Annotated in this window: 22 protein-coding genes and 1 pseudogene; 12 read left to right on the top strand and 11 right to left on the bottom strand. The window is 69.4% G+C overall.

The window, feature by feature from the left end; genetic code table 11:
- Positions 1–154: 154 nt before the first annotated feature.
- The 7 genes from ACIBBB_RS05415 to ACIBBB_RS05385 form a co-directional block, all read right to left on the bottom strand.
- The gene (locus ACIBBB_RS05415; protein ID WP_398978983.1) at positions 155–1165 is read right to left on the bottom strand and encodes a hypothetical protein; all 1011 of its coding nucleotides are present in this window, start codon (positions 1163–1165) and stop codon (positions 155–157) included.
- Positions 1166–1248: 83 nt separating this feature from the next.
- Positions 1249–2421 (bottom strand): 4-carboxymuconolactone decarboxylase, encoded by a 1173-nt coding sequence (gene pcaC / locus ACIBBB_RS05410; RefSeq protein ID WP_398978982.1) that lies wholly within the window; start codon positions 2419–2421, stop codon positions 1249–1251.
- Positions 2422–2595: 174 nt separating this feature from the next.
- Positions 2596–3213, bottom strand: a complete 618-nt coding sequence (gene pcaG / locus ACIBBB_RS05405; protein WP_398978980.1) for a protocatechuate 3,4-dioxygenase subunit alpha — start codon at positions 3211–3213, stop codon at positions 2596–2598.
- Positions 3210–3995 (bottom strand): protocatechuate 3,4-dioxygenase subunit beta, encoded by a 786-nt coding sequence (pcaH, locus tag ACIBBB_RS05400; RefSeq protein WP_398978979.1) that lies wholly within the window; start codon positions 3993–3995, stop codon positions 3210–3212. The genes pcaG and pcaH overlap by 4 nt, the downstream gene beginning before the upstream one ends.
- On the bottom strand, positions 3992–4123 hold the full coding sequence (locus ACIBBB_RS05395; protein WP_398978977.1) for a hypothetical protein: 132 nt from the start codon (positions 4121–4123) through the stop codon (positions 3992–3994). Before ACIBBB_RS05395 ends, pcaH begins: the two co-directional genes overlap by 4 nt.
- The gene (locus ACIBBB_RS05390) at positions 4123–4785 is read right to left on the bottom strand and encodes a 3-oxoacid CoA-transferase subunit B (RefSeq protein WP_398978975.1); all 663 of its coding nucleotides are present in this window, start codon (positions 4783–4785) and stop codon (positions 4123–4125) included. The genes ACIBBB_RS05395 and ACIBBB_RS05390 overlap by 1 nt, the downstream gene beginning before the upstream one ends.
- On the bottom strand, positions 4785–5549 hold the full coding sequence (locus ACIBBB_RS05385; protein WP_398978973.1) for a CoA transferase subunit A: 765 nt from the start codon (positions 5547–5549) through the stop codon (positions 4785–4787). The genes ACIBBB_RS05390 and ACIBBB_RS05385 overlap by 1 nt, the downstream gene beginning before the upstream one ends.
- Positions 5550–5689: 140 nt before the next feature.
- Between ACIBBB_RS05385 and ACIBBB_RS05380 the strand changes: the two genes are divergently transcribed.
- From ACIBBB_RS05380 to ACIBBB_RS05335, 10 genes are all read left to right on the top strand, one after another.
- The gene (locus ACIBBB_RS05380) at positions 5690–7405 is read left to right on the top strand and encodes an IclR family transcriptional regulator C-terminal domain-containing protein (RefSeq protein WP_398978971.1); all 1716 of its coding nucleotides are present in this window, start codon (positions 5690–5692) and stop codon (positions 7403–7405) included.
- 349 nt (positions 7406–7754) lie between these two features.
- Positions 7755–8948: a 4-hydroxybenzoate 3-monooxygenase gene (locus ACIBBB_RS05375; RefSeq protein ID WP_398978969.1), complete on the top strand. Its 1194-nt coding sequence runs from the start codon at positions 7755–7757 to the stop codon at positions 8946–8948.
- Positions 8949–8957: 9 nt separating this feature from the next.
- Positions 8958–9935, top strand: coding sequence for an ABC transporter substrate-binding protein (locus ACIBBB_RS05370; RefSeq protein WP_398978968.1), 978 nt, complete (start codon positions 8958–8960; stop codon positions 9933–9935).
- Positions 9932–10726, top strand: a complete 795-nt coding sequence (locus tag ACIBBB_RS05365; RefSeq protein ID WP_398978966.1) for an ABC transporter permease — start codon at positions 9932–9934, stop codon at positions 10724–10726. The genes ACIBBB_RS05370 and ACIBBB_RS05365 overlap by 4 nt, the downstream gene beginning before the upstream one ends.
- A complete protein-coding gene (locus ACIBBB_RS05360) occupies positions 10723–11499 on the top strand; it encodes an ABC transporter permease (RefSeq protein ID WP_398978964.1) in 777 nt (258 codons plus the stop codon). Before ACIBBB_RS05365 ends, ACIBBB_RS05360 begins: the two co-directional genes overlap by 4 nt.
- Before the next feature lie 32 nt (positions 11500–11531).
- A complete protein-coding gene (locus ACIBBB_RS05355) occupies positions 11532–12317 on the top strand; it encodes an ABC transporter ATP-binding protein (protein ID WP_398980029.1) in 786 nt (261 codons plus the stop codon).
- A gap of 123 nt (positions 12318–12440) precedes the next feature.
- Positions 12441–12866 (top strand): PPOX class F420-dependent oxidoreductase, encoded by a 426-nt coding sequence (locus ACIBBB_RS05350; RefSeq protein WP_398978962.1) that lies wholly within the window; start codon positions 12441–12443, stop codon positions 12864–12866.
- A 48-nt stretch (positions 12867–12914) separates the two neighbouring features.
- Positions 12915–13439, top strand: a complete 525-nt coding sequence (locus ACIBBB_RS05345; protein WP_398978960.1) for a (2Fe-2S)-binding protein — start codon at positions 12915–12917, stop codon at positions 13437–13439.
- Positions 13426–14415, top strand: a complete 990-nt coding sequence (locus tag ACIBBB_RS05340) for an FAD binding domain-containing protein (protein WP_398978958.1) — start codon at positions 13426–13428, stop codon at positions 14413–14415. The genes ACIBBB_RS05345 and ACIBBB_RS05340 overlap by 14 nt, the downstream gene beginning before the upstream one ends.
- On the top strand, positions 14412–16607 hold the full coding sequence (locus ACIBBB_RS05335; protein WP_398978957.1) for a xanthine dehydrogenase family protein molybdopterin-binding subunit: 2196 nt from the start codon (positions 14412–14414) through the stop codon (positions 16605–16607). Before ACIBBB_RS05340 ends, ACIBBB_RS05335 begins: the two co-directional genes overlap by 4 nt.
- Before the next feature lie 10 nt (positions 16608–16617).
- On the opposite strand, the gene ACIBBB_RS05330 is transcribed toward ACIBBB_RS05335, so the two are convergent.
- Positions 16618–17562: an MBL fold metallo-hydrolase gene (locus ACIBBB_RS05330; RefSeq protein ID WP_398978955.1), complete on the bottom strand. Its 945-nt coding sequence runs from the start codon at positions 17560–17562 to the stop codon at positions 16618–16620.
- 393 nt (positions 17563–17955) lie between these two features.
- Here ACIBBB_RS05330 and ACIBBB_RS05325 point away from each other — a divergent pair.
- Positions 17956–18156: pseudogene (locus tag ACIBBB_RS05325) on the top strand (DUF5131 family protein); the annotation flags it as partial.
- Positions 18157–18234: 78 nt separating this feature from the next.
- Here the strand turns inward: ACIBBB_RS05325 and ACIBBB_RS05320 are convergent.
- The 3 genes from ACIBBB_RS05320 to ACIBBB_RS05310 form a co-directional block, all read right to left on the bottom strand.
- Positions 18235–18807 carry an N-acetylmuramoyl-L-alanine amidase gene (locus tag ACIBBB_RS05320; RefSeq protein WP_398978953.1) on the bottom strand — a complete coding sequence of 191 codons (573 nt, stop codon included), beginning with the start codon at positions 18805–18807 and terminating at the stop codon, positions 18235–18237.
- Positions 18808–18816: 9 nt separating this feature from the next.
- Positions 18817–19281: a hypothetical protein gene (locus tag ACIBBB_RS05315; protein WP_398978951.1), complete on the bottom strand. Its 465-nt coding sequence runs from the start codon at positions 19279–19281 to the stop codon at positions 18817–18819.
- A gap of 966 nt (positions 19282–20247) precedes the next feature.
- On the bottom strand, positions 20248–20445 hold the full coding sequence (locus ACIBBB_RS05310; RefSeq protein ID WP_398980027.1) for a hypothetical protein: 198 nt from the start codon (positions 20443–20445) through the stop codon (positions 20248–20250).
- A gap of 558 nt (positions 20446–21003) precedes the next feature.
- Here ACIBBB_RS05310 and ACIBBB_RS05305 point away from each other — a divergent pair.
- Positions 21004–21207 (top strand): hypothetical protein, encoded by a 204-nt coding sequence (locus tag ACIBBB_RS05305; RefSeq protein WP_398978949.1) that lies wholly within the window; start codon positions 21004–21006, stop codon positions 21205–21207.
- Positions 21208–21255 lie beyond the last annotated feature (48 nt).

The raw sequence follows: 21255 nt of genomic DNA, 5'->3' as shown, positions 1-21255 counted from the left end.
GCCGAATCCCGTGGCGATCGGCTCACGCGGACGCGCGGACCGCCCAAAGAATCGGACCGGAATTGGTGCGCAACTGAGAATCCGGCTCCTTCGCGGATCGGCGGTCGATCGGCGGATCCTCACCGTCTCACCGCTGTGGACGCTCCCGACGGCCCTACGGAATGCGGATGACGGCGATGCCGTTCTTCACGGCCAGTGCCACCCGGGTGCCGTCCGGGTGGACGGCGGCGACGGGTGAGTCCTCCGAACCCCCGCCGTAGGCGCCCTGCCGCCGGGACATGGCCAGCTCCGGCCACTCGGCGACGAGCCCGCCCGTACGGATGTCGAAAAGACGCGGGTGCCCGTACAGCGCGAGGACCGCTTCGCCGCACCCGAGGATCGTGCCGATCGGCCCGGAGAGGTCGTGGCGGTAGAGCCACGTGGCCGAGGAGAGGGACCACACGCCGAGCTGGTGCTGGCCCAGGTCGATGTCGTCGTCCTCCTCGTCGTCCTCGTCCGGCTCGCCGCCGAAGTCGCCGGTCGCCAGGGCCAGTCGGTCGCCGCCGAGCCAGCAGGCGGAGTCCGCCTCGGCGTCGGAAAGCGGCCAGTGGGGCACGAGACCGCGTCCGTCCAGCACGGAGTTGTCCGCGAGCGCGCGGTCCAGGTCGTAGACCGGGCAGACACCCGCAGGGGTCCACACCCAGCCGGCCGACATCATCCACCGCCCGCCCGGACTGACCGCGGGCCGTGAGTGGAACAGGCTCGACATGGGCTCCCCGGAGCCCGTGGCCAGGCACTCGCCCGTGGCGACATCCTCGATCCGTAGCCGGTTGAACCGCTCCGGGCAGTGCACCAGCACCTCCCGGCCGTCCGTCAACATCCCCAGGGCCACCGGGTAGTCGAACTGCGAGGCGCGGTAGTCGTCCCTGCGCAGTTCCCGGACCGCCCGCTGCCCGTCGAGCAGCAGGGCCTTGGTCCCGCGCTCGGCGTACACCACGGTCCAGCGGCCGGACGGCGATGTGACGGCGCGGTCGTACGACCTGCCGTACGGGCGCCGTGCACGGCGGTGTTCGGTCCCGTCCGGCGACCAGCGGCGCCAACCGCCCACCGGGTCGAGCAGGTCGTCCCCCTTCCACACGAGCGAGCCGACCTCGCCCGTGCGTACCCTCGTTCTGCGTACCGTCACGCCGTCGCCCATCGAAGCCCCCAGGCACGCCGCACCCTCGGCGACGTGCCCCGATCCTCGCCGATCCGGCCGTCACCGCGGGGTCACTTCTCGGAAGGGTTGCTGACGTCTTCGTCGTCGAGGACACGTTGGGCGATCGCGAAGGCGGCGTTGGCGGCCGGGACGCCGCAGTAGATGGCGGACTGCAGGAGGACCTCGCCGATCTCTTCGGGGGTGAGGCCGTTGGCGAGGGCTGCCCGGATGTGGAGGGCGAGTTCGTCGTGGTGGCCGTGGGCGATGAGGGCGGTGAGGGTGACGCAACTGCGGGTGCGCCGGTCCAGTCCGGGCCGGGTCCAGATCTCACCCCAGGCGTAGCGGGTGATCAGGTCCTGGAAAGCCGCTGTGAGTGGGGTGGTACGGGCATTGGCCCGGTCGACGTGGGCGTCGCCGAGCACCTCGCGGCGAACGGCGGTCCCCGCGTCGTATCGGTCGGCTCCCAGATGGGCCAGGAGCGCCGTGGTGACCGCGGCGGGGGCGTCGATGCCGGCCAGGTGGGCGGCGCCGGCGATCTCGGTGAGGCTCGCGTACGGGATGGCGTCCGCGAGTTCACGGGCGTGGGCGGGCGGGGTGGCCGGGTCCTGGCGGCCCGCGACGACAAGGGTGCGGGCGTCTGTCCGGGGCAGGGCCGCGCGCAGATCGTAGGTGGCGAGCGCGTCGCAGCAGGCGGCGTACGCGCCCGGGTCGGTACTCGCGAGGTCGGCCAGGAGGGCCTTGCCGACGAGGGTGGCCGCCGTGGCGGGGGCGGCGAACCAGCGTCGCGGAGTGGTGTCGAGGAGGGGGCGCATGCCTCGTTCGCGTACCAGCGCGGCCCGTTCGTGCCAGGCGGCCGGCTCGCCGAAGCGGGCGGAGGAGCACACCAGGGCGAGCGACGCCAGGCGCTGGGGGTGGTGGACGGCGAGGTGGGCGCCGATGGCACCGCCCAGGGAGACGCCCGCGTATTGGAAGGTCTGCCATCCGTGGTGGTCGGCGAGGTCCAGGACGAGGCGGGCCAGGTCGTCGACGGTCGTACGGCCTGGCCGAAGATCCGGGAGCCGGGCCGCGGGAGAGGCGCCGTGCCCGGGCAGGTCGTAGCGCAGGACCCGGTAGTTCCGGGCGAGGGCGGTGAGTTGCGGCTCCCACAGGGCCAGCGAGGTGCCCAGGGAGGGGCCGAGGATCAGTGGGGGCGCCCCGGGGGGTCCGTCAAGACGGTGGTGGAGCAGGGGGCGGGCGGGGGTCATGGCGTGTTCTCCTGCCGCGTGGCGGGACGGTTCTCGATGCGAAATCCCTGTCAGGGCGGGGAGTTGGCGTGCGTTGGCGGCAATGGGCGTGGGCGGACCGGGTTGGACTTGTGCGGCGTCGCGGAGCCGAGGTCGGCGTCGGGGTGGGGTGAGCTCGGTCCGGCGTCGAGCGGTTCACCCGCGGGCACCCCCGAGGGGCCCGGGCTCGTAGGGGAAGTCGAGGAAGACCGTTTCGTCTTCGCCCTGAAGGCGGATGTCGAAGCGGTACAGCGCGTGCCGTTCGCGCCGTGCCAGGAGTGTCGCCCGGCGCTCGGGCGCCAGCGTGGCCAGCGACGGGTCGGCGGCCAGGGCGTCGGCGTGTTCGGGCAGGTAGGCGCGGGTGCAGAGGTGGTGGAGCAGTCCGCGGGCGAACACGGCGAGGGAGAAGTACGGAACGGCGCGGTCGTGATGTGCGCCGGGGGCGAGGGTGCGGGCGGCCCAGTGCCCGTCGGCGTCGGTCGGTACGCGGCCGAACCCGGTGAACTCCACGCCGTCGCGGCCGATGACCTGTCCCGTGACAGGGTCGCGGCGCATGGAGCCGGGCGCGCCGGAGAGCGAGCCCCGGGGGTCCGCCTGCCAGATCTCGACGATCGCGTCGGGGACGGGCTGTCCGGCGCCGTCGTGGACGTGGCCGTGGAGGGTGATCGTGTCCGCGTGCCCGGTCGGGGCGATGTCGCCGCCGCCCGCGAAGGGCAGCGCGTAGCCGAAGAATGGGCCGACGGTCTGGGAAGGGGTGGGCGGCCGGGTCGTCATCGGACCTTCGCTTCCTCGGGCCGGGATCCGGGCTCGAAGGGGGTGGCGGCCGGGCCGTCGAGGACGACGTCCCAGCGGTAGCCCAGAGACCACTCGGGGACGGACAGTTCATGGTCGTAGGCGGCGACGAGCCGCTCCCGGGCATCGGGATCGGTGACGGACCGCAGCACCGGGTCGTAGGGGAACAGGGGGTCGCCGGGGAAGTACATCTGCGTCACCAGACGCTGATTGAAGGCCGTGCCGAAGACCGAGAAGTGGATGTGTGCGGGGCGCCAGGCGTTCACATGATTGCGCCACGGGTAGGCGCCGGGCTTGATCGTCGTGAAGCTGTAGGTTCCGTCGTCGCCGGTCAGGCAGCGGCCGAAACCGGTGAAGTTCGGGTCCAGCGGGGCCCGGTGCTGGTCGATCTGGTGGGCGTAGCGGCCGGAGGCGTTGGTCTGCCACAGCTCCACGAGCTGGCGGCGCACGGGCCGTCCCGCGCGGTCCAGGATCCGGCCGCTGACGGTGACGCGCTCGCCGAGCGGTTCACCCTGGTGTTGCCGGGTCAGGTCATGGTCGAGGGCGGTCACGTCGGTGGTGCCGAAGACGGGGCCGGTCAGTTCGACCGCTTCCGGGTCACGGATGGGGATCGGCGGCTGAGTGGGGTGGCGGAAGTGGCTGCTGCGGTACGGCGGGTAGTCGCGCGGGGGATGGTGCGACGGGCTGGACACGGCCTGGGCCTTGGCGATCTCGGCGTCGATCTCCTGCTGGGACAACCCGTCGGGCAGGGCGTGGGTGGTCATGCGGCGGCTCCGTGAGTTGTGTGGAGGATCGGTCGGCGTTCGGGGCGTACGGAGGCGAGAGCGCCGCCGTACCCGCCGACCGGGGTGCGTACGGCGTCCACGACGCGGACCTCACGGCGTGCGGGCATCAGTGGACCCCTCCGGCGAATTCGTCGGACGCGGTGATGTGGACCCTGGCGGCTGTCCGCTCCGCGATGTCGGCGGCGGTGACTCCGGGGGCGGTCTCGATGAGCCGGAAGCCCTCCGGTGTCACATCCAGCACACCGAGGTCGGTGATGACGCGGCCGACGCATGCCCTGCCGGTGAGCGGAAGGGTGCACGTTTCGACGAGTTTCGGGCTGCCGTCCTTGGCGGTGTGGGTCATGGTCACGATGACGCGGCGTGCGCCGTGCACCAGGTCCATGGCGCCTCCGATGCCGGTGATGAGCTTTCCCGGTACCGCCCAGTTGCTGAGGTCGCCGGTGGCGGATACCTGCATGGCGCCGAGTACGGCGGTGTCGATGTGACCACCGCGGATCATGGCGAAGGAGAGCGCCGAGTCGAAGAAGGAGGCGCCGGGCAGGACCGTGGTGGTCTCCTTGCCGGCGTTGATGAGGTCGGGGTCGACCTCTTCCTCGCAGGGGAAGGGACCGGTGCCCAGGATGCCGTTCTCCGACTCCAGGACCACCTCGACGCCGGGCGGCAGGTGTCCGGGGATCAGCGTCGGCAGGCCGATGCCGAGGTTGACGTACTCGCCGTCGCGCAGTTCGGCCGCCGCGCGGGCGGCCATCTCCTCGCGTGTCCACGGCATCAGATCCGCGCCCCCCGGGTCGTACGGCGCTCGATCCGCTTCTCCACGGCCTGCGCCGCGGTGAGCGGGAGGACGCGCTGCACGAAGATCCCCGGCAGATGGACCTGGTCCGGGTCGATCCCGCCCGGTTCGACCAGCTCCTCGACCTCGGCGACGGTGACGCGGCCGGCCATGGCGGCGAGGGGGTTGAAGTTGCGCGCGGACTTGTTGAAGACGAGGTTGCCGTGCCGGTCGCCCCTGGCCGCCCGTACGAGGGCGAAGTCGGTGCGGATGGCGTGCTCCAGGACGTAGGAGGTGCCCTCGAAGTCGCGGACCTCCTTGGGCGGCGAGGCGAGCGCGACGCCGCCGCGACCGTCGTAACGCCAGGGCATGCCGCCGTCGGCGACCTGGGTTCCCACACCGGCGGGGGTGTAGAAGGCGGGGATGCCGCTGCCGCCGGCCCGCAACCGCTCGGCGAGCGTGCCCTGCGGGATCATCTCGACCTCCACCTCACCGGCGAGGTACTGGCGGGCGAACTCCCGGTTGGCGCCGATGTAGGAGCCGGTGACGCGGGCGATACGGCCGGCGGCGAGCAGGACGGCGAGGCCGCTTTCCATCGCGCCGCAGTTGTTGGAGACCACATGCAGGGCGCCTGTGCCCGCCTCGTACAGCGCCTGGATCAGTACGTTCGGCACCCCGCTGAGTCCGAAGCCGCCGACGGCCAGGGACGCGCCGTCCGCCATGCCCTCCACCGCCTCGGCTGCGGTGGCCACCACCTTGTCCACCCGCTCCCACCCTGTTCGTCAAGTGAACTATTGTTCATACATGAGCGCGCTTGCAGTGTTGTCCGAACGGCTCGGCCGTGTCAACGGTTTCGGAGCCACCGGTAGCGTGCGCCCCTAGGACGAGAGCAGGAGGGCATCCGATGCCGCGTACCCCAACCGCTGCCCAGGCGGTCGAGCCGCCTGTCGAGCCGCCTGTCGAGCCGACTCTTGAGCCGGTGGGGGAGTCCGTGGCGACCCTGGAGCGGGGGCTGGCCGTCATCGGCGCCCTGTCGGCCGACCGCGAGCGGCGCATGCGTCCCAGCGATCTCGCCCGCGCCACGGGGCTGGCGCGGTCCACCGTCGACCGGATCATCAGCACCCTGGTCCGGCTCGGTTACCTGCGCGCCGAGGGCCGCGACGTGCTGCTCGCCCCGCGGCTGCTGGAGCTGGGCAACGCCTATCTGGCCGCGAGCCGAGTACCCGATGCCGTGGACCAGTACGCTCTGCGGCTGGCCGACGCGCTCGACGAGTCGGTGTCGGTGTGCGTTCCCGACAGGGACGGGGCGCGTTTCGTCACCCAGTTCGCCAGGCGGCGCACGATGGTGGTCAGCTTCCGCGTCGGCGACCTCCTGCCCGCCGAGCGCTGCGCGCCGGGCCCTCTGTTCGCCGTTGACTGGAACGAGACCCGGTGGACCGGCTGGCGGCAGCGGCTGGGTGAGCAGCCGAACCAGGCGGCCTTTCCGGCCCTGCCCCTGAGCCGCGGACCGGCGCGCGGCGCGGCGGACTTCGAGCGCCGGGTGGCCGCCGCGCGGGATGCCGGTCACGCCCTCGACGACCAGCTCATCGAACCCGGCCTGGTCGCCCTGGCGGTGCCGGTGTACGACGTGGACGGTACGGTCCTCTGCGCCGTCAGCGTGGTCAGCCACACCAGTCGGCACAGCGCCGACAGCCTCGCCGAGCACGCGCTGCCCCAACTGCGGGAGTGCGCGGCCGAGATGGGGGCGGAGCTGGCGCACCCCGGCGACGAGGCGAGGGCCGCGGCGCTGTCGCCGATGCTCGACGACACATATCTGCGCGCTGTCAAGGACGAGTTGGGACCGGACTTCCTGCAGTCGCTCGCCCGGGGCCTGGCCGTCCTGAGCACCCTGCGCTTCCCCGGTGGCCTCGCCCTGACCGATGTCGCCGAGGCCACCGGCCTCGCCCGCGCCACCGCGCGGCGCTGCCTGCTCGCCCTGCGGCACCTGGGATACGTCTGCGTATCCGCCGACGGACGGCGCTTCACCCCGCTTCCCCGCGTCCTGGAACTGGGGTACGCGCCCCAGTCGAGGCTCACCTTCGACGAACTCGCCGCGCCGCACCTGGCGTCCCTGGTCCAGCGGGTGCACGACTCCGCCTCGGTCGCCGTGCTCGACGGCGAGGAGATCAGGTACGTGGCCAGGGTCGCGGCCACCCGCATCATGGGCGTCGACCTCGCGATCGGCACCCGGCTGCCCGCGTACGCCACCTCGATGGGGCGGGCGGCACTGTCCGGGTTGCCCGACGAGGAACTGGCGGCCCGAATTCCCAGGGCCCTGACGCCTCTCACCTCGCACACCCGCACCTCCCGTGCCGCCGTCACCAAGGCGGTCAGGGCCGTTCGGAGTGATGGATACGCCCTGGTGGACCAGGAGTTGGAGGAGGGACTGCGCTCCATCGCCGTCCCCGTCCGGGGCCGTGACGGCCGCATCGTGGCCGCCGTGAACGTCGCCGCACATGCGGCACACCGCAGCGCCGACGAGCTGCGCACGGATGTACTCCCGGAGCTAACTGTCACCGCCGGGCGGATCGAGACCGATCTGGCGGCGGCGATCGAGCGGCGCCCGGCAATCCTCAACTGAGGCGTGCCGCCGGGTCCAACCAGTCGACGAGGCTTCAGGAACCCCTTGCCCGGAGTCCATCGCCCGGAGTCCATCGCCCGCAGCCCGCATGTCCCGTCGCGCCTGCCGAGACACGGATGACCGCGCCTGCCAAGAAACCGATGACGCGGAGGCGTTGACACCTCCGACAGCGCTGCCCCAAACTCAACCCCCGATAGTGGACCATACTTCACCTGGCGAACATTCGAGCACGCGGGCCCTGACGTGGGATCCGTTCCACCGGCGGAGAAGGCAAGGACTGTGGCCGAGATCTCCGAGCACCGAACACGTTCCGGGCCCGTTCCCGGGCACGGGCAGGGACCGGTGACGGATGCGTACTGAGGTGGGCATCATTGGCGCCGGGCCCGCTGGTCTTCTGCTCGCCCGGCTGCTGCACCGTGCCGGCGTCGGCTGTGTGGTGGTGGAGAGCCGCGACCGCGCCTATACGGAGCGGCGTCAGAGAGCCGGGATGCTCGAACAGGGCACCGTCGACGTGCTCCGGGCCGCAGGCGCGGGTGAACGCCTGAACCGCGAAGCCCTTGAGCACGACGGAATAGAGCTGCGCTTCGACCGCCGCTCGCACCGGTTGGACTTCCCGGCCCTGACCGGCGGGCGTTCGGTGTGGGTCTACGCGCAGACCGAGATCGTCAAGGACCTGGTCGGCCTTCAGTTGAGGGACGGCCCGCCGCTGGTCTTCGAGGCCGAGGCGGTGGCCGTGACGGGCCTGGACGGGGAACTCCCACGGGTCCACTATCGCAAAGGCGGTCGCGAACACACCCTCACCTGCGACTACATCGCGGGCTGCGACGGCTACCACGGCATCGCCAGGTCAGCGCTGCCGGCCTCGGTCGCCCGTACCTTCGAGCGTACGTACCCCTACGCGTGGCTGGGCGTCCTTGCCGAAGCACCGCCGTCCTGCGAGGTGCTCGTCTATGCCCACTCGCCACGCGGTTTCGCTCTGCACAGCATGCGCTCGCCCACCGTGAGCCGGCTGTATCTCCAGGTGCCGGCGGATACGGACGCCTCGGCCTGGCCCGACGATCGGATCTGGGACGAGCTCGACGCCCGTTTCGCTGTCGACGGTGACTGGAGCCTCACCCGTGGTCCCATCACCTCGAAGTCGGTTCTGCCCATGCGGAGTTCGGTGACGGAGCCCATGCGCCACGGCCGGCTGCTGCTCGCCGGGGACGCCGCGCACATCGTGCCGCCGACCGGCGCCAAGGGTCTCAATCTGGCCGTCGCGGACGTGGTGGTTCTCGCCGAGGCGCTGGCCGGGTGGAAGGACAGCGGATCCACCGCCCTGCTGGACGCGTACTCCGACACATGTCTGCGCCGCGTCTGGCGTGCCGAGCACTTCTCGCATTTCATGACCACCACGTTGCACACCGACCCCGGTCAGAGCCCGTTCGACACCCGGCTCCAACTGGCCCAGCTCGACCGCATCACCACCTCCCGTCACGCGGCCGCCGAACTGGCGGACAACTACGCGGGACTTCCCATCAGTCGTCAAGGACATGACCACTAGGGGCTACACATGCGTCGTTTGCTCACCGGGATCGCCGTCGCCGCGCTGACTGTCGGCGGACTCACGGCGTGCTCGGACTCCGAATCCACCGGCAGCGCGGACCCAGCGGCCGGTGGCTCCGGCAAGACCACCGCCGTCAAGGTGGGCGTCATCCCCATTGTCGACGTCGCTCCCATCTACCTGGGCAAGGAGAAGGGCTTCTACGAGAAACACGGCATCAGCCTCTCCCTGACTCCGGCGCAGGGAGGCGCCGCCATCGTGCCCGGGGTCGTCAGCGGCGACTTCCAGTTCGGCTTCTCCAACGTCACCTCGCTGCTCGTCGCGCAGAGCAAGAAGGTGCCGCTCAAGGCGGTCGCCAACGGCGTCGCCTCCACCGGCGAGGACGGAGCGGACTTCGGCGGCATCACGGTGAAGAAGGACAGCCCGCTCAGGTCCGCCGAGGATCTGGAGGGCAAGAAGGTCGCCGTCAACACCCTCAAGAACATCGGTGACACCTCGGTGAAGGCATCGGTCGAGAAGGCGGGCGGCGACCCGTCCCAGGTGGAGTTCGTCGAGCTTCCCTTCGATCAGATGCCCGCGGCCCTGGACGCGGGACAGGTCGACGCGGCCTGGGTGGTCGAGCCGGGGCTCGCCACGATCAAGGCCAAGGGCGGACGGGTGATCGCCTCGAACTACGTCGACGTCGCTCCCGATCTCACCGTGGCCATGTACTTCACCTCCACCGCCTATGCCAAGCAGAGCCCCGAGGTGGTGAAGGCGTTCCAGGACGCCACCCGCGAATCCCTCGCCTACGCCGACAGCCACCCCGACGAAGTACGCCGTGTCATCACCACCTACACGAAAATCCCCGAAGCGACCCTGAAGAACGTCACCCTGCCCAAGTGGCCCGCGGAGCCCAACCGCGCCTCCATCGACACCCTCGCCGAACTCGGCAAGCAGGACGGCCTGTTCACCGAGGTCCCCAACCTGGACGAGCTTCTGCCATGACTCCGCCTCCCTCCGCGACCGGGCCGGGCGCGGCGACGCTCGGCCTGGCCGGCCTGCTCGGGCTCCTCCTCACCGTGGAGGTGCTGCCGCGCACCGGAGTCGTTTCCGCCGACTATCTGCCGCCCACGTCCCGGATCGTCCGGGCGCTGGCCGTGGAGCTCAACGACCGCGCCTTCTGGCGGGCACTCGGCGACACCCTCACCGGCTGGGCTCTGGGCCTTGCCATCGCGGTGGTCGCGGGCGTGGTGGTCGGCGTGCTGATCGGGAGCGTGCCGTTCCTGAGGGCGGCGACCGCTTCCACGATCGAGTTCCTCCGCCCCATCCCGTCGGTCGCGCTGATTCCCCTCGCTGTGCTGCTGTTCGGCACCGGTCTCGGCTCGACACTGCTGCTCGTGGTCTACGCCGCCTTCTGGCAGGTGCTCATCCAGGTGCTGTACGGCATCCAGGACGTCGACCCTGTCACGCGGGACACCGCCCGCTCCTACAACCTAGGCCCGTGGGCGCGCGTACGCCATGTTCTGTGGCCCACCGCGCTCCCGTATGTGATGACCGGGGTGAGGCTCGCCGCCGCGGTCGCTCTGATCCTGGCCATCACCGCCGAGCTGATCATCGGTTCCCCCGGACTCGGTTCCCGGATAGCGGTGGCCCAGACGTCCCAGGCCGTGCCTGAGATGTACGCCCTCATCATGATCGCCGGCCTGCTCGGCCTGCTCATCAACCTCGCCGCCCGGACGGTGGAGCGCCGGGCGTTGTTCTGGCACCAGTCCGTGCGCGGGGAGGCGGCCCTGTGAGGCGGATCGTACGACGCCTGCTCCACGCACTGGCCCTGCCCGCACTGCTGGCCTCGCTGTGGTGGCTGGGCTCCCGGGGAAGCCAGAGCATCTACGCCCCGCCGCTGTCCACCATCCTCTCCGTCACCGACGACGTATGGACCACCGACCGGCTCACCGGCGATGTCCTGCCCAGCCTGTTCCGGCTGACCGGCGGCTACGCCCTGGCGGCACTCGCCGGGATCGGGCTCGGGGTGGTCATCGGCACGTACCGCGCCGTACGCGCCCTCACCGAGCCGACGCTGGAGTTCCTCCGCGCCGTGCCGCCGCCGGTGCTGATTCCCGTCATCATGCTCTTCGCCGGCATCGGCGACACGATGAAGGTCACCGTGATCGCGGCCGGGTGTGTGTGGCCGATCCTGCTCAACACCGTCGAGGGCGTGCGCGCCGTGGACGGTGTGCTCGCCGAGACGGCCCGCTCCTACGGCATCACCGGTGTGTCGCGACTGCGGCGGCTGGTGCTGCCCGCGGCGTCGCCGCAGATTTTCGCCGGGCTGCGCCAGGCGCTCTCCATCGGAATCATCCTGATGGTCATCAGCGAGATGTCCGCCGCCAGTAACGGCCTCGGCTTCACCGTCGTGCAGTTCCAGCGAAGCTTCGCCATTCCCGAGATGTGGAGCGGGATCCTGCTGCTCGGCACGATCGGCTTCCTGCTGTCGGTCGTGTTCCAGGCGGTCGAGCGCCGGGCGCTCGCCTGGTACCACGGCCTGCGCGCCTCCAAAGGATCGGGCTGAGCCGTATGACACCGAAAGAAGGACGCCACCCGATGCTCGACGTACGGGGCCTGAGGAAGATCTACGGGGGACACGGACGAGAGGTGGAGGCCCTGCGCGATCTCACCTTCACCCTCGATCCGGGCGAACTCGTCTGCCTGGTCGGCCCCTCGGGCTGCGGCAAGACCACCCTGCTGAAGTGTGTCGCCGGACTGCTCGCACCAACCTCGGGCGAGGTCCTGCTGGACGGGAGCCCGGTCACCGGACCACGCCCCGGGATGGCTGTGGTCTTCCAGGAGTACAGCCGCAGCCTCTTCCCCTGGATGCGGGTGCGCGACAACGTCGAACTGCCGCTCCGGCAGAAGAAGTCCCTCGGCCGGCAACGCCGGCGGGAACTGGTCGAGGACGCGCTGGACGCGGTCGGGCTCATGGCGGCGGCCGGCGCCTACCCCTGGCAGTTGTCCGGCGGGATGCAGCAGCGGGTCGCGATCGCCCGGGCGCTGGCCTACGAGCCGGAAGTCCTGCTGATGGACGAGCCGTTCGCCGCGGTCGACGCGCAGACCCGTGCTGGGCTGGAGGACCTGGTCAGGAAGCTGTGGCAGGAGCGCGGAATGACGATCCTCTTCGTCACGCACGACATCGACGAAGCCGTGTACCTGGGACAGCGGGTACTCACGCTGTCGGCGTCCCCCACCGTGGTCCAGGACGAGCTGAAGATCACTCTCCCCCACGAGCGGGACCAGCTGGAGACCCGCGCCGATGCCCGTTTCGCCGAACTTCGCACGCATGTCTACGCCCAGATACGGGCCGCCGGGACCCAACCGGCTCAGGCGACGTAGTCGGCCGGGGGCCGGGCCGGCCACGTCGCGCCCCTGGCCGGTGGCGTGAATGACGCCCCGTTTCCGGGCCAAGCGCGGCGTGCCCCGAGAGCAATCTGATATTCGCTCCGTACTGTGCCCGGCATGGCTGAACAAATGAGTGAGGACGTGTGGAAGGCGTTCATCAGCGAGGGCACACGCACCGGCAAGCTGTCCACCGTCCGGGCGGACGGCAGCCCGCACATTGCGCCCATGTGGTTCCTGCTTGACGGTGGAGACCTCGTTTTCACCACCGAGAATACGACGGTGAAAGCCCGCAACCTTCTGCGGGACGAACGGGCGGCGCTGTGCGTCGACGACGAGCGGCCCCCCTATTCCTTCGTGGTTCTGCGGGGACGCGTGGAGATCTCGGAAGACCCCGGTCAGTTGCTCACCTGGGCGACGAGTCTTGCCGCGCGGTACATGGGTGAGGACCGTGCGCGGGAGTTCGGGGAGCGCAACAGCGTTCCGGGCATGTTGCTGGTGCGGATACGGATCGAGCACGTCACCGCCTACGCGGCCATCGCCTGACTGTCTCTCTGATCTCTTGGCGAGCCTCATTACCTGGAAGGCCTGAGCATGGGCGCGGACATCTCGCGTGAAACTGCGGTTCCCGAAGTATGGGAGGCCGTCACGAAACTGATGGTGAATGGGCGCCCATCCGTCCTGAGCCTCGATACGCGCGTCACGCTCCTGGACGCACTGCGCGATCATTTGGGTCTGGTGGGGACGAAGAAAGGGTGCGACCAAGGAGCCTGCGGTGCCTGCACAGTGCATGTGAACGGGAAGCGAGTGCTCTCGTGTCTCACTCTCGCGGCACAGTGCGAAGGCCACGCGGTGACGACGATCGAGGGAATCGCACGCCCGGGTGCGACGCATCCCGTGCAGGAAGCGTTCGTCGCACGGGACGGCTTCCAGTGCGGATTCTGCACGCCGGGACAGATCATGTCGGCAATTGCCCTGATCGATGAACAACGAGCCGGCACGGATGACGAGATCCGCGAATTCATGAGCGGAAATCTCTGCCGGTGCGGCGCCTATCCGAACATGGTGGCGGCTGTCCGGGAAGTGGCTTCTGAGGGGAACGGCAATGCGGTCGTTTGAGTATGTCCGGGCGACGGAAGTTGCCGACGCGGTGCGACTGGTCTCGGCCCGTCCCGACGCCGCGTATCTGGCCGGAGGGACGACGCAGCTCGATCTGATGAAGGACGGGGTGCTCGGTCCGGGCATGCTGGTCGACGTCACGCGTCTCCCACTTGCCGGTACCGAGCGGCGGGGCGAGACGCTCCAGGTCGGCGCCCTGACGACGATGGAGGAGCTGGCGGCCGACCCGACCGTCGCCGAGCGACTGCCCCTGGTTCGGGAAGCGTTGCTGAAAGGCGCGTCCACCCAACTGCGGAACATGGCGACGATCGGCGGAAACCTGCTCCAGCGGACACGCTGCCGGTACTTCCGGGACCCCGACGTCCCGAAGTGCAACAAGCGCCTGCCCGGGTCCGGTTGTGCGGCCGTCGAGGGCGTGCCCCGTATGCACGCCGTCCTCGGCGCGAACGAGCGGTGCATCGCCCTGCACGCCTCGGACCTCGCCGTCCCCCTGGTGGCACTGGACGCCGTGGTGCACATCCACGGACCCGCGGGCGAACGGCAGATCCCGCTGACGGACTTCTACCTCCTGGCATCGGACAGTCCTGACGTCGAGAACCGCCTCGTACACGGGGAACTGATCACCGCCGTCGAGATCCCGCTGCTTCCCGCCGCGGCTGTCTCGGGCTACCTGAAAGTACGCGACCGGATGTCCTACGAGTTCGCACTCACCTCGGCCGCGGTGGCCCTGGTGATCTCCGACGGGATCATCCGCGAGGCCAGGATCGGGCTCGGCGGGGTCGGCAGCCGGCCCTGGCGGGCGTTGGACGCGGAGCGTGAGCTCGTCGGCTCGCCCGCCGGTACAGAAGCCTTCCGACGAGCGGCGCGGGTGGCCGTACAGGATGCGTGGACCCTGCCGGGCACGGCGTTCAAGGTGGAACTCGCGCAGCGCAGCCTCGTCCGCGAACTGCGCACCGTGTCAGGGGTGGCGGCATGAGCGAGGCAGTCGTCGGGGCCGGGATCAACCGTGTGGACGGTCCCCGCAAGGCGGCGGGCGCCGCGCCCTATCCGTCGGACTTCAACGTCCACCATCAGGCACACGCGGCGCTCGTCGGGAGCACAGTGGCCGCGGGCCGCATCGTACGCATCGACACCGCCGCCGCCGAGGCCTCGCCAGGCGTGATCAGTGTGCTCACGCACCTCAATATGCCGCGGCTGGAGCGCGGGCCCATGACGGCGCTCGGCGCCTCACCGCCGCCGCCGATGCAGGACGACCACATCCGGCACTACGGGCAGCACGTCGCCCTTGTCGTCGCCGAGAGCCCCGAGCAGGCAGCGGCGGCGGCCCGGCTGGTGGCCGTCGAGTACGAGCGCACGGAGCCGTTGCTCGACGTGCTGGACCCGAAGGCCCCGCAGGTGATCGACCCGTGGGGGACGGACAGCGATCGCGGGGACACCGACGGGGCCCTGGCCTCGGCCGAGGCGAAGGTCGTGCAGACGTACACCACCCCGGACAACACCAACAGCCCGCTCGGTCTCTTCGCGACCCTCGCGATCTGGGACCGGAACCGGCTCACCGTCCACGACACCACCCAGTGGCCTTCCATGGTCAAGGAAACACTGGCCGCCGTCTTCAAGGTCCCGGAGAGCTCGGTTCGCGTCCTGGTGCCGTACGTGGGCGGTGCCTTCGGCGCCGGTCTGCGGGCCTGGCAGCACGTGATCCTCACCGTCGTCGCGGCCCGGCGGACCGGCCGGCCGGTCAAGCTCGTGCTGACCCGGCCCCAGATGTTCAGTTGCGTAGGACATCGGCCGGACACGGTGCAACAGGTGTCGCTCGCCGCGAACCGGAGCGGCGAACTGACGGCGATCGACCACCGCACCGTCTCGTCGCTGGCCATGGAGGACGACGACTACGAGGCTGTCTCCGCGGGCTCGGCGTTCGCGTACCGGTGCGGGAACGTGGTCACCCGGGACGTCCAGGCGCGTCTGAACCGTCCCGCCCCCTGCTCGATGCGCGCCCCCGCGGAAGGCCAGGGCAATTTCGCTCTGGAGTCGGCGATGGACGAGCTGGCCTACGCCCTGGCGATGGACCCGCTACAACTGCGTTTGCGCAACTACACCGACGTCGACCCCCGGTCGGGTCTGCCATGGTCGAGCAAGGCGCTGCGGGAGTGCTATCAGGTCGGGGCCGAGCGTTTCGGGTGGTCGTCCCGGAACCCCGAGCCGGGCTCCATGCGGGACGGCGACTGGCTCATCGGATACGGGATGGCCGGATGCAGCTACCCGTGGTACTCGGTGCCCTGCTCCGCGCGGGCCACCGTCAGCCGGGACGGGAGCGCGCTGGTGCTCAGCGCCGTCACCGACATCGGAACTGGCACCTACACCGTGATGACCCAGATCTCGGCGGAGTATCTCGGGCTCCCCATCGATCTGGTCCGCTTCGACCTCGGCGACTCCGACATGCCGGCCGCTCCCCAAGCGGGCGGCTCCGGACTCACCGGAGCTCTGGGGAACGCCGTGTTCGACGCCTGCGGTCGGCTCGTCCGCCGGTTCGCGGAGCTCGCCGCGGAAGACGGCGAGTCGCCGTTGCACGGCGTCGCGCCGGACGCGGTGACCGCCGGTGGCGGAGGCGTCCACGTGAAAGGCGAGCCATCCCGGGGCGAGTCGTACATCGACATCCTCAGCCGTCACGGGCTGGCGGAACTGTCGGCCGACGGTTCGAGCGCGCCCGCTTCCCCGCAGGATGTCGGCATGGCGCCGTCCGGCGCTTTCGGAGCCAAGTTCGTCGAGGTGCGGGTCGACCGCGACCTGGGGCTGGTGCGGATCGCGCGAGTGGTGTCCGCCATCGACGGGGGCCGCATCCTCAACGAGAAGACCGGCCGGAGCCAGATCATCGGGGCGACGATCGGCGGCATCGGCCAGGCACTGTTCGAGGACACCATCACCGACCCGCGTACCGGTCGCATCGCCAACGGCACTTTCGGGGACTACCTCATCCCCGTCAACGCCGACATCCCAGATCTGGACGTCGTTTTCGTCGGCGGACCGGACCGCTTCTCGCCGATCGGCACGAAGGGTATCGGCGAAGTCGGCCTGGTGGGCATCGCCGCCGCCGTGGCCAACGCGGTCCACCACGCCACCGGCAGACGCATCCGCTCGCTGCCGATCACCATCGACGACCTTCTGTAGCGGACAGCCCTTAGGCCATGGCGCCCTTCGCGGAGTTCCAGAGCACGCCGCGATTCACGCGGTCGGGGTAGAGACCGACCATCGTTTCGTACAGCTCGCTGAAGTCCTTCGCCTTCTCCGCTGCCGCTGAGAAGTCGTGAATGTAGCGACGAGTCCGCGTAATGTCCTCGGGGCTGTCCGGATCTCCGTCTCGCTTGTGCCCCGACACAACGGCCTTGGGACTGAGCTCCTCAATGACGTCCAGGGCTTTGAGCCAGCTCTCGCGCGCCGCGGCCTTGGACTCGGCGATGTACATGTGAACCTGGCCGTAGACAGCGTCTCCTGCCACGACCAGCCCGATCGAAGGGACGTGCAACGCGCTGGTGCCGTCGGTGTCGGTGTGGCCGAGTTCGATCGCGTGAAGCTTTTCACCCTCAAGGTCGATCGTCCCGTCCTCAAGCGGCTCGGCGATGAGGTGCTGCTCGGAGATCTGGCCAGGAAATCGCGGACTCCAGAAGCCGTCGAACCACTTGGGGCCCCACTGGGCGGCCATGTATTCGACAACGCCCGGCGTTGCCACCAGCTTCGCCTGCGGGAAGCGTTCGAGGATCGAGGATGCGCCAAAGAAGTGGTCCCCGTGCGCATGGGTAACGAAGACGGCAGTCACATACTTACCCTGCTCGACGGCCCAGTCAGCCAGCAGCCGGGACTCGTCAACAGTCATCAGCGGGTCCACCAGCACTGCGTCGTGATCACCGTAGATGAGTGTGGATGCCGTAGGCGACCACATTCGCCGGTCCTCGCCGGGCGGAAGATCATCCGAGACTGCCGGTTTGGACGGCGCGACACGGACGGAATATGCGAGCCCTGCCATGTTCGTACTCCCTCGATCGAGGTGGTGGAAGAGAGCGATCAGAAGCATCGCAGTGGGGGGCAATCCCCTGAGAGAGCCCAGCCGGGTGAGGGAGCTGCTCACCCCTCACTCCATGGGAACGCTTCCTCACCGACCCTGCAACCGAGGCGAATAATCCGGCAGCATTCGTAAACAGAATTCGCTAATGACGACCCAAGGTCCACGAACACGGTCGACCTCATTCCCCTGATCTCCGGCTGGCGGAGCGCGGCGTCAGGAGGCTCGCCCCCAACGGCATCAAGATCATGCTGAAACGACTCGGTCGTGCGACTGGGATTTCGGGCGTTTACACCCACCGGTGGCCTTACAACCCGCGTATGAATGGAAACGGGCCGGCGGTGACAGCGGCGATTTGATGCTGCTGCTCGGATGGACACCGGATGAGATGCCGCGACGCTACGGGGCCGGCGCCGCACGGAAACGAAACTCTCGCGCCAAGGCTGCGGCGCACGCCTCATGGGCGAGGACGGGTGGCCGAGCCGCACGTACGGCGTCGGCCACTCGTGCGAACCGCTGCCCGGGCTGCGGCCTGGCCTGGACCTGGACCTGGACGGTATTCACTGGGTTATGCCCGGCGGTGAGTCCGGCCCGCGCCACCGCCCGCTGAAACAGGCATGGGTAACCGGGATCCGCGACCGTTGCCAGGACGCGGGCGTCGCCTTCTTTCAAACAACGGGGCTGGCCGCCACCGTCCTGCGCGGCCGGGCGGGCGGTTCGCTGCCCGGCCACCGACGATCAACGCCCAGCTGTGTCCGCCCAATCGCGGGCCACGTCGTTCCATGGGAAGAGGGGCCCGGGGTCAATCCGGCGCCGCACCATCTTCTCCGGCCGGTCTTCTGCGGGGACCAGTCGTTCATCGAGGTCGCTGTGCCGACGCAGTTCCACGATGGCGGGGTACTGCTCCCGCAGAGAGCGAAGAAGTGCGCGAAGCGCTTCGATCTGAGCCGACGGGAACTTCTCCTTCGGCTGCTGGCCCCAGCTCTTGAACCAGTTGGGATAGCGTCCCCGGTTCACCAACTCGATCCCGATGGACGGGGTATTGAACCCCTGGACGTGGAAGGCGACTCGGTCGAACGGCACAAGGCGGTACACCGTCCCGTCTTGGTCCACGTAGAGGTGCCCGCACACGCCCCGGCCGGAATCACTTGCTGAGGCCGACTTCTCGGCCTCAGCCCAGGCAGCCGCCATGTCGGGCAGCTCGGTGGCGTGCAGTACGACCATGGAGACGTCCGAATCGTTTCGCGTCGGCAGAAGGGTGTGCCAGTCGACGATCCGGTCTGTGATCTCGATGCCGCCGCGCGGTTCCATGTGGCGACTCTAGTCGCCGCTCAGCAGCAGGTACGCAACGCACACGGCAACGGCGCAGCCGCCGATAGCGGACAACTTCATCCCCCAGCGGTAGAAGTGGCCGCGCCGCTCCCACACTCCCACCTCACCGGCCCAGAGCTGTCGGGCGTGTTTGGCGTCGGCCGAGGCGATGCAGCGTGCGATCCCCATCCGGGCAATGTGCAACGCACGTACGTACCGGAAGAAGCAGCTGGCACCGGCCCCCACGAGAAACAGGCCCAACAGCAGGAGACACCGGAAGGCCAATGGCATTCCGACCAGCCGGTCGAAGGGCAACTGGGTGAGCGTGACGAGGATGGCCGTCAGGGCAAGCGTCACGTACAGCATCACATGCCGCGCATCCTCACCGGCGACCTCTACCATCGACTCTATGTAGCCGAGTCTCCGCTCTTCCGGGCCTTCCAGATCGGATAAGTCGTCCGGAAAGTCAGTCATCGGAGCAGGTCCCCCTCAGCGACGGCTGTCCGGTTGACGGTATTCGGAACATTCGGCGTGCCAACTCGTTGTGCCTGACCCGCTTCTGGCTCATGGAGGTCTCCTTCGTGTAGCGGCCCGCCACGGTTTGAGGACCCGGTGGCGACGGGTGCAGCCCGTCTGATCACATGCAGAAACAGCTCTCAGGCGGCAAGTCTCCTGGGCAGGACGGATATCTCGCGGGTTTGCTTCGCAGCAGCAGCTTCTCCAGGTTGTCCGCGATCACCGGCACCGCCAGGTCCTTCACCTCCTACGGTCCGGCGCACGGGGCCAGGAAGAGGAACAGCGGTGTCGGTACGGCGCGTTCGACCACATCGTCGAGGACGCCACTGCGCCTTGTCCGCCCAGTAGCCCCCACGGGTTCCCCGCGACATCCCTACCCCCAGGCTCCGGAGTATCCGTCCGACTACAGATGGTGAAGCACGGGACGCGCATCGGGCAAGACCGTCGGAACGGCACGCGCCGGAGGACGAAGAGGCTGCGGAGTACGTACGGAGGGGCTACCGCCCGCCTTACCCGGTCACCTGATCGCATCGCCCAAGCCGCCACGGCTGAGGCGGCTTCTGGGCCACCGGCCGACACTCCTGTACCGGAGCATCAAGACCGCACGGCCGCTGGGCCGTCAGCCCCTCGATGAGCACGCCGCCGAACCGGTACGTGCGTACGCGGCCGCAGAGCGCGAAGGTCGAAACCTTCTCGCCCCGGTGCGGGAACTGGATCGCGCGATCGTCGCGATCAGCGTCAACCCCCGAGTTGGGCAGCGAGGTTGCCGACGCACCGCTGGGCAACTACTCGGACGAGCTCGACAGCGTACGGGTCATCTACTTCGTCGCCGACTTGAGGACGATCACGGTGGTGCGCACGTCGAAGCCCGATGCTCCACTCAGTGGCGGCTCCGGATCCTGTCCGAGCGGGCCCCACCGGGCGTTAGTCGGGCAGGGGCACACGGACAACGGGATCGAAGGGGCGCTTGTTGAAACCGCTGCGCACGTTGCGGCAGCTTGGCGCCTTGCACATGAAGAACTCCTCGACGGTTTTCCGGCCCGTGTGGTTCTTGAGCCAGGTCTTCTCGTTCCCGGTGAGCTGACGGTGGGATTCGTCGGAGTCGCAGGTGTAGCAGAACATGACGTCGGGTGGCACGACACCTCCTGAAACAGGCGGATGAGCCGAACCTGGAGTATATGAGGGCGTGTTGGGTTTCCCACAGGGGCCGACCGGCCGTCTGCCAGGTGGCGAGCTGTCGGAACTGGCCAACCGGACAGGTCAACCAGAGGGCGATGACCTTCGAAGGCCCGGCACCCGCCGGTACCTGCACGGCGCCGTCGTACGAGGGTCAGGACTGCACCGGCGCGGGGGAGTGCGGCGACGAAGCAGTCCTGCGGGACACGGCCCCGAGGAGCGGGTCATGCCGATCGGGAAGGAACACGAGGCGGGACCTCCTGGCGTCGGTTCATCGACAACGGCGTCCGCCGCCGGTAGAAGCCTCGCGTTCGGGGCGGGCGGCCGGCCTGTGGTGCGGCCTGGTCGGCAGGCTGGTCAAGCTGCCGGCGGCGAAGCTGCTTGTTACGGTGCTCTTCACCCCGCTGGGTGAAAGGTCTCCGAGGGCTCCGAGGCACATGGGGCAATAGCGAGTACGGCCGAGACGTTCGTGACAGCGGCCCGCGCCAGGACATGCTCCGTTCGATGACCCGCCGTCGGCGGCCCAGTCGTTCGCCGGACTCGATGCCGGGGAGACGGGCGAGCGCCGACACGCCGGGCTGGGATCCGCACCACGCCCTCCCACGCGTCGTGATCCCGATCCCCGGTGCGACCCGTCCCGCGAGCATCCGGGACTCGCTGCTCGCCGCCGAGCTCGCGCTCACCGCCGACGGACCCTCGGCCCCCTAAAGTGCACGGTGGCCCCGTATGTACTGTGCAGGCCTGAACATCTGAAAG

It is taken from the genome of Streptomyces sp. NPDC051217 (genome assembly GCF_044455465.1).
In the GTDB taxonomy this organism is placed as follows: Bacteria; Actinomycetota; Actinomycetes; order Streptomycetales; family Streptomycetaceae; genus Streptomyces.
The sequence above is the reverse complement of the archived record's forward strand: the minus strand, read 5'-3'. Positions and strand labels throughout refer to the sequence as shown.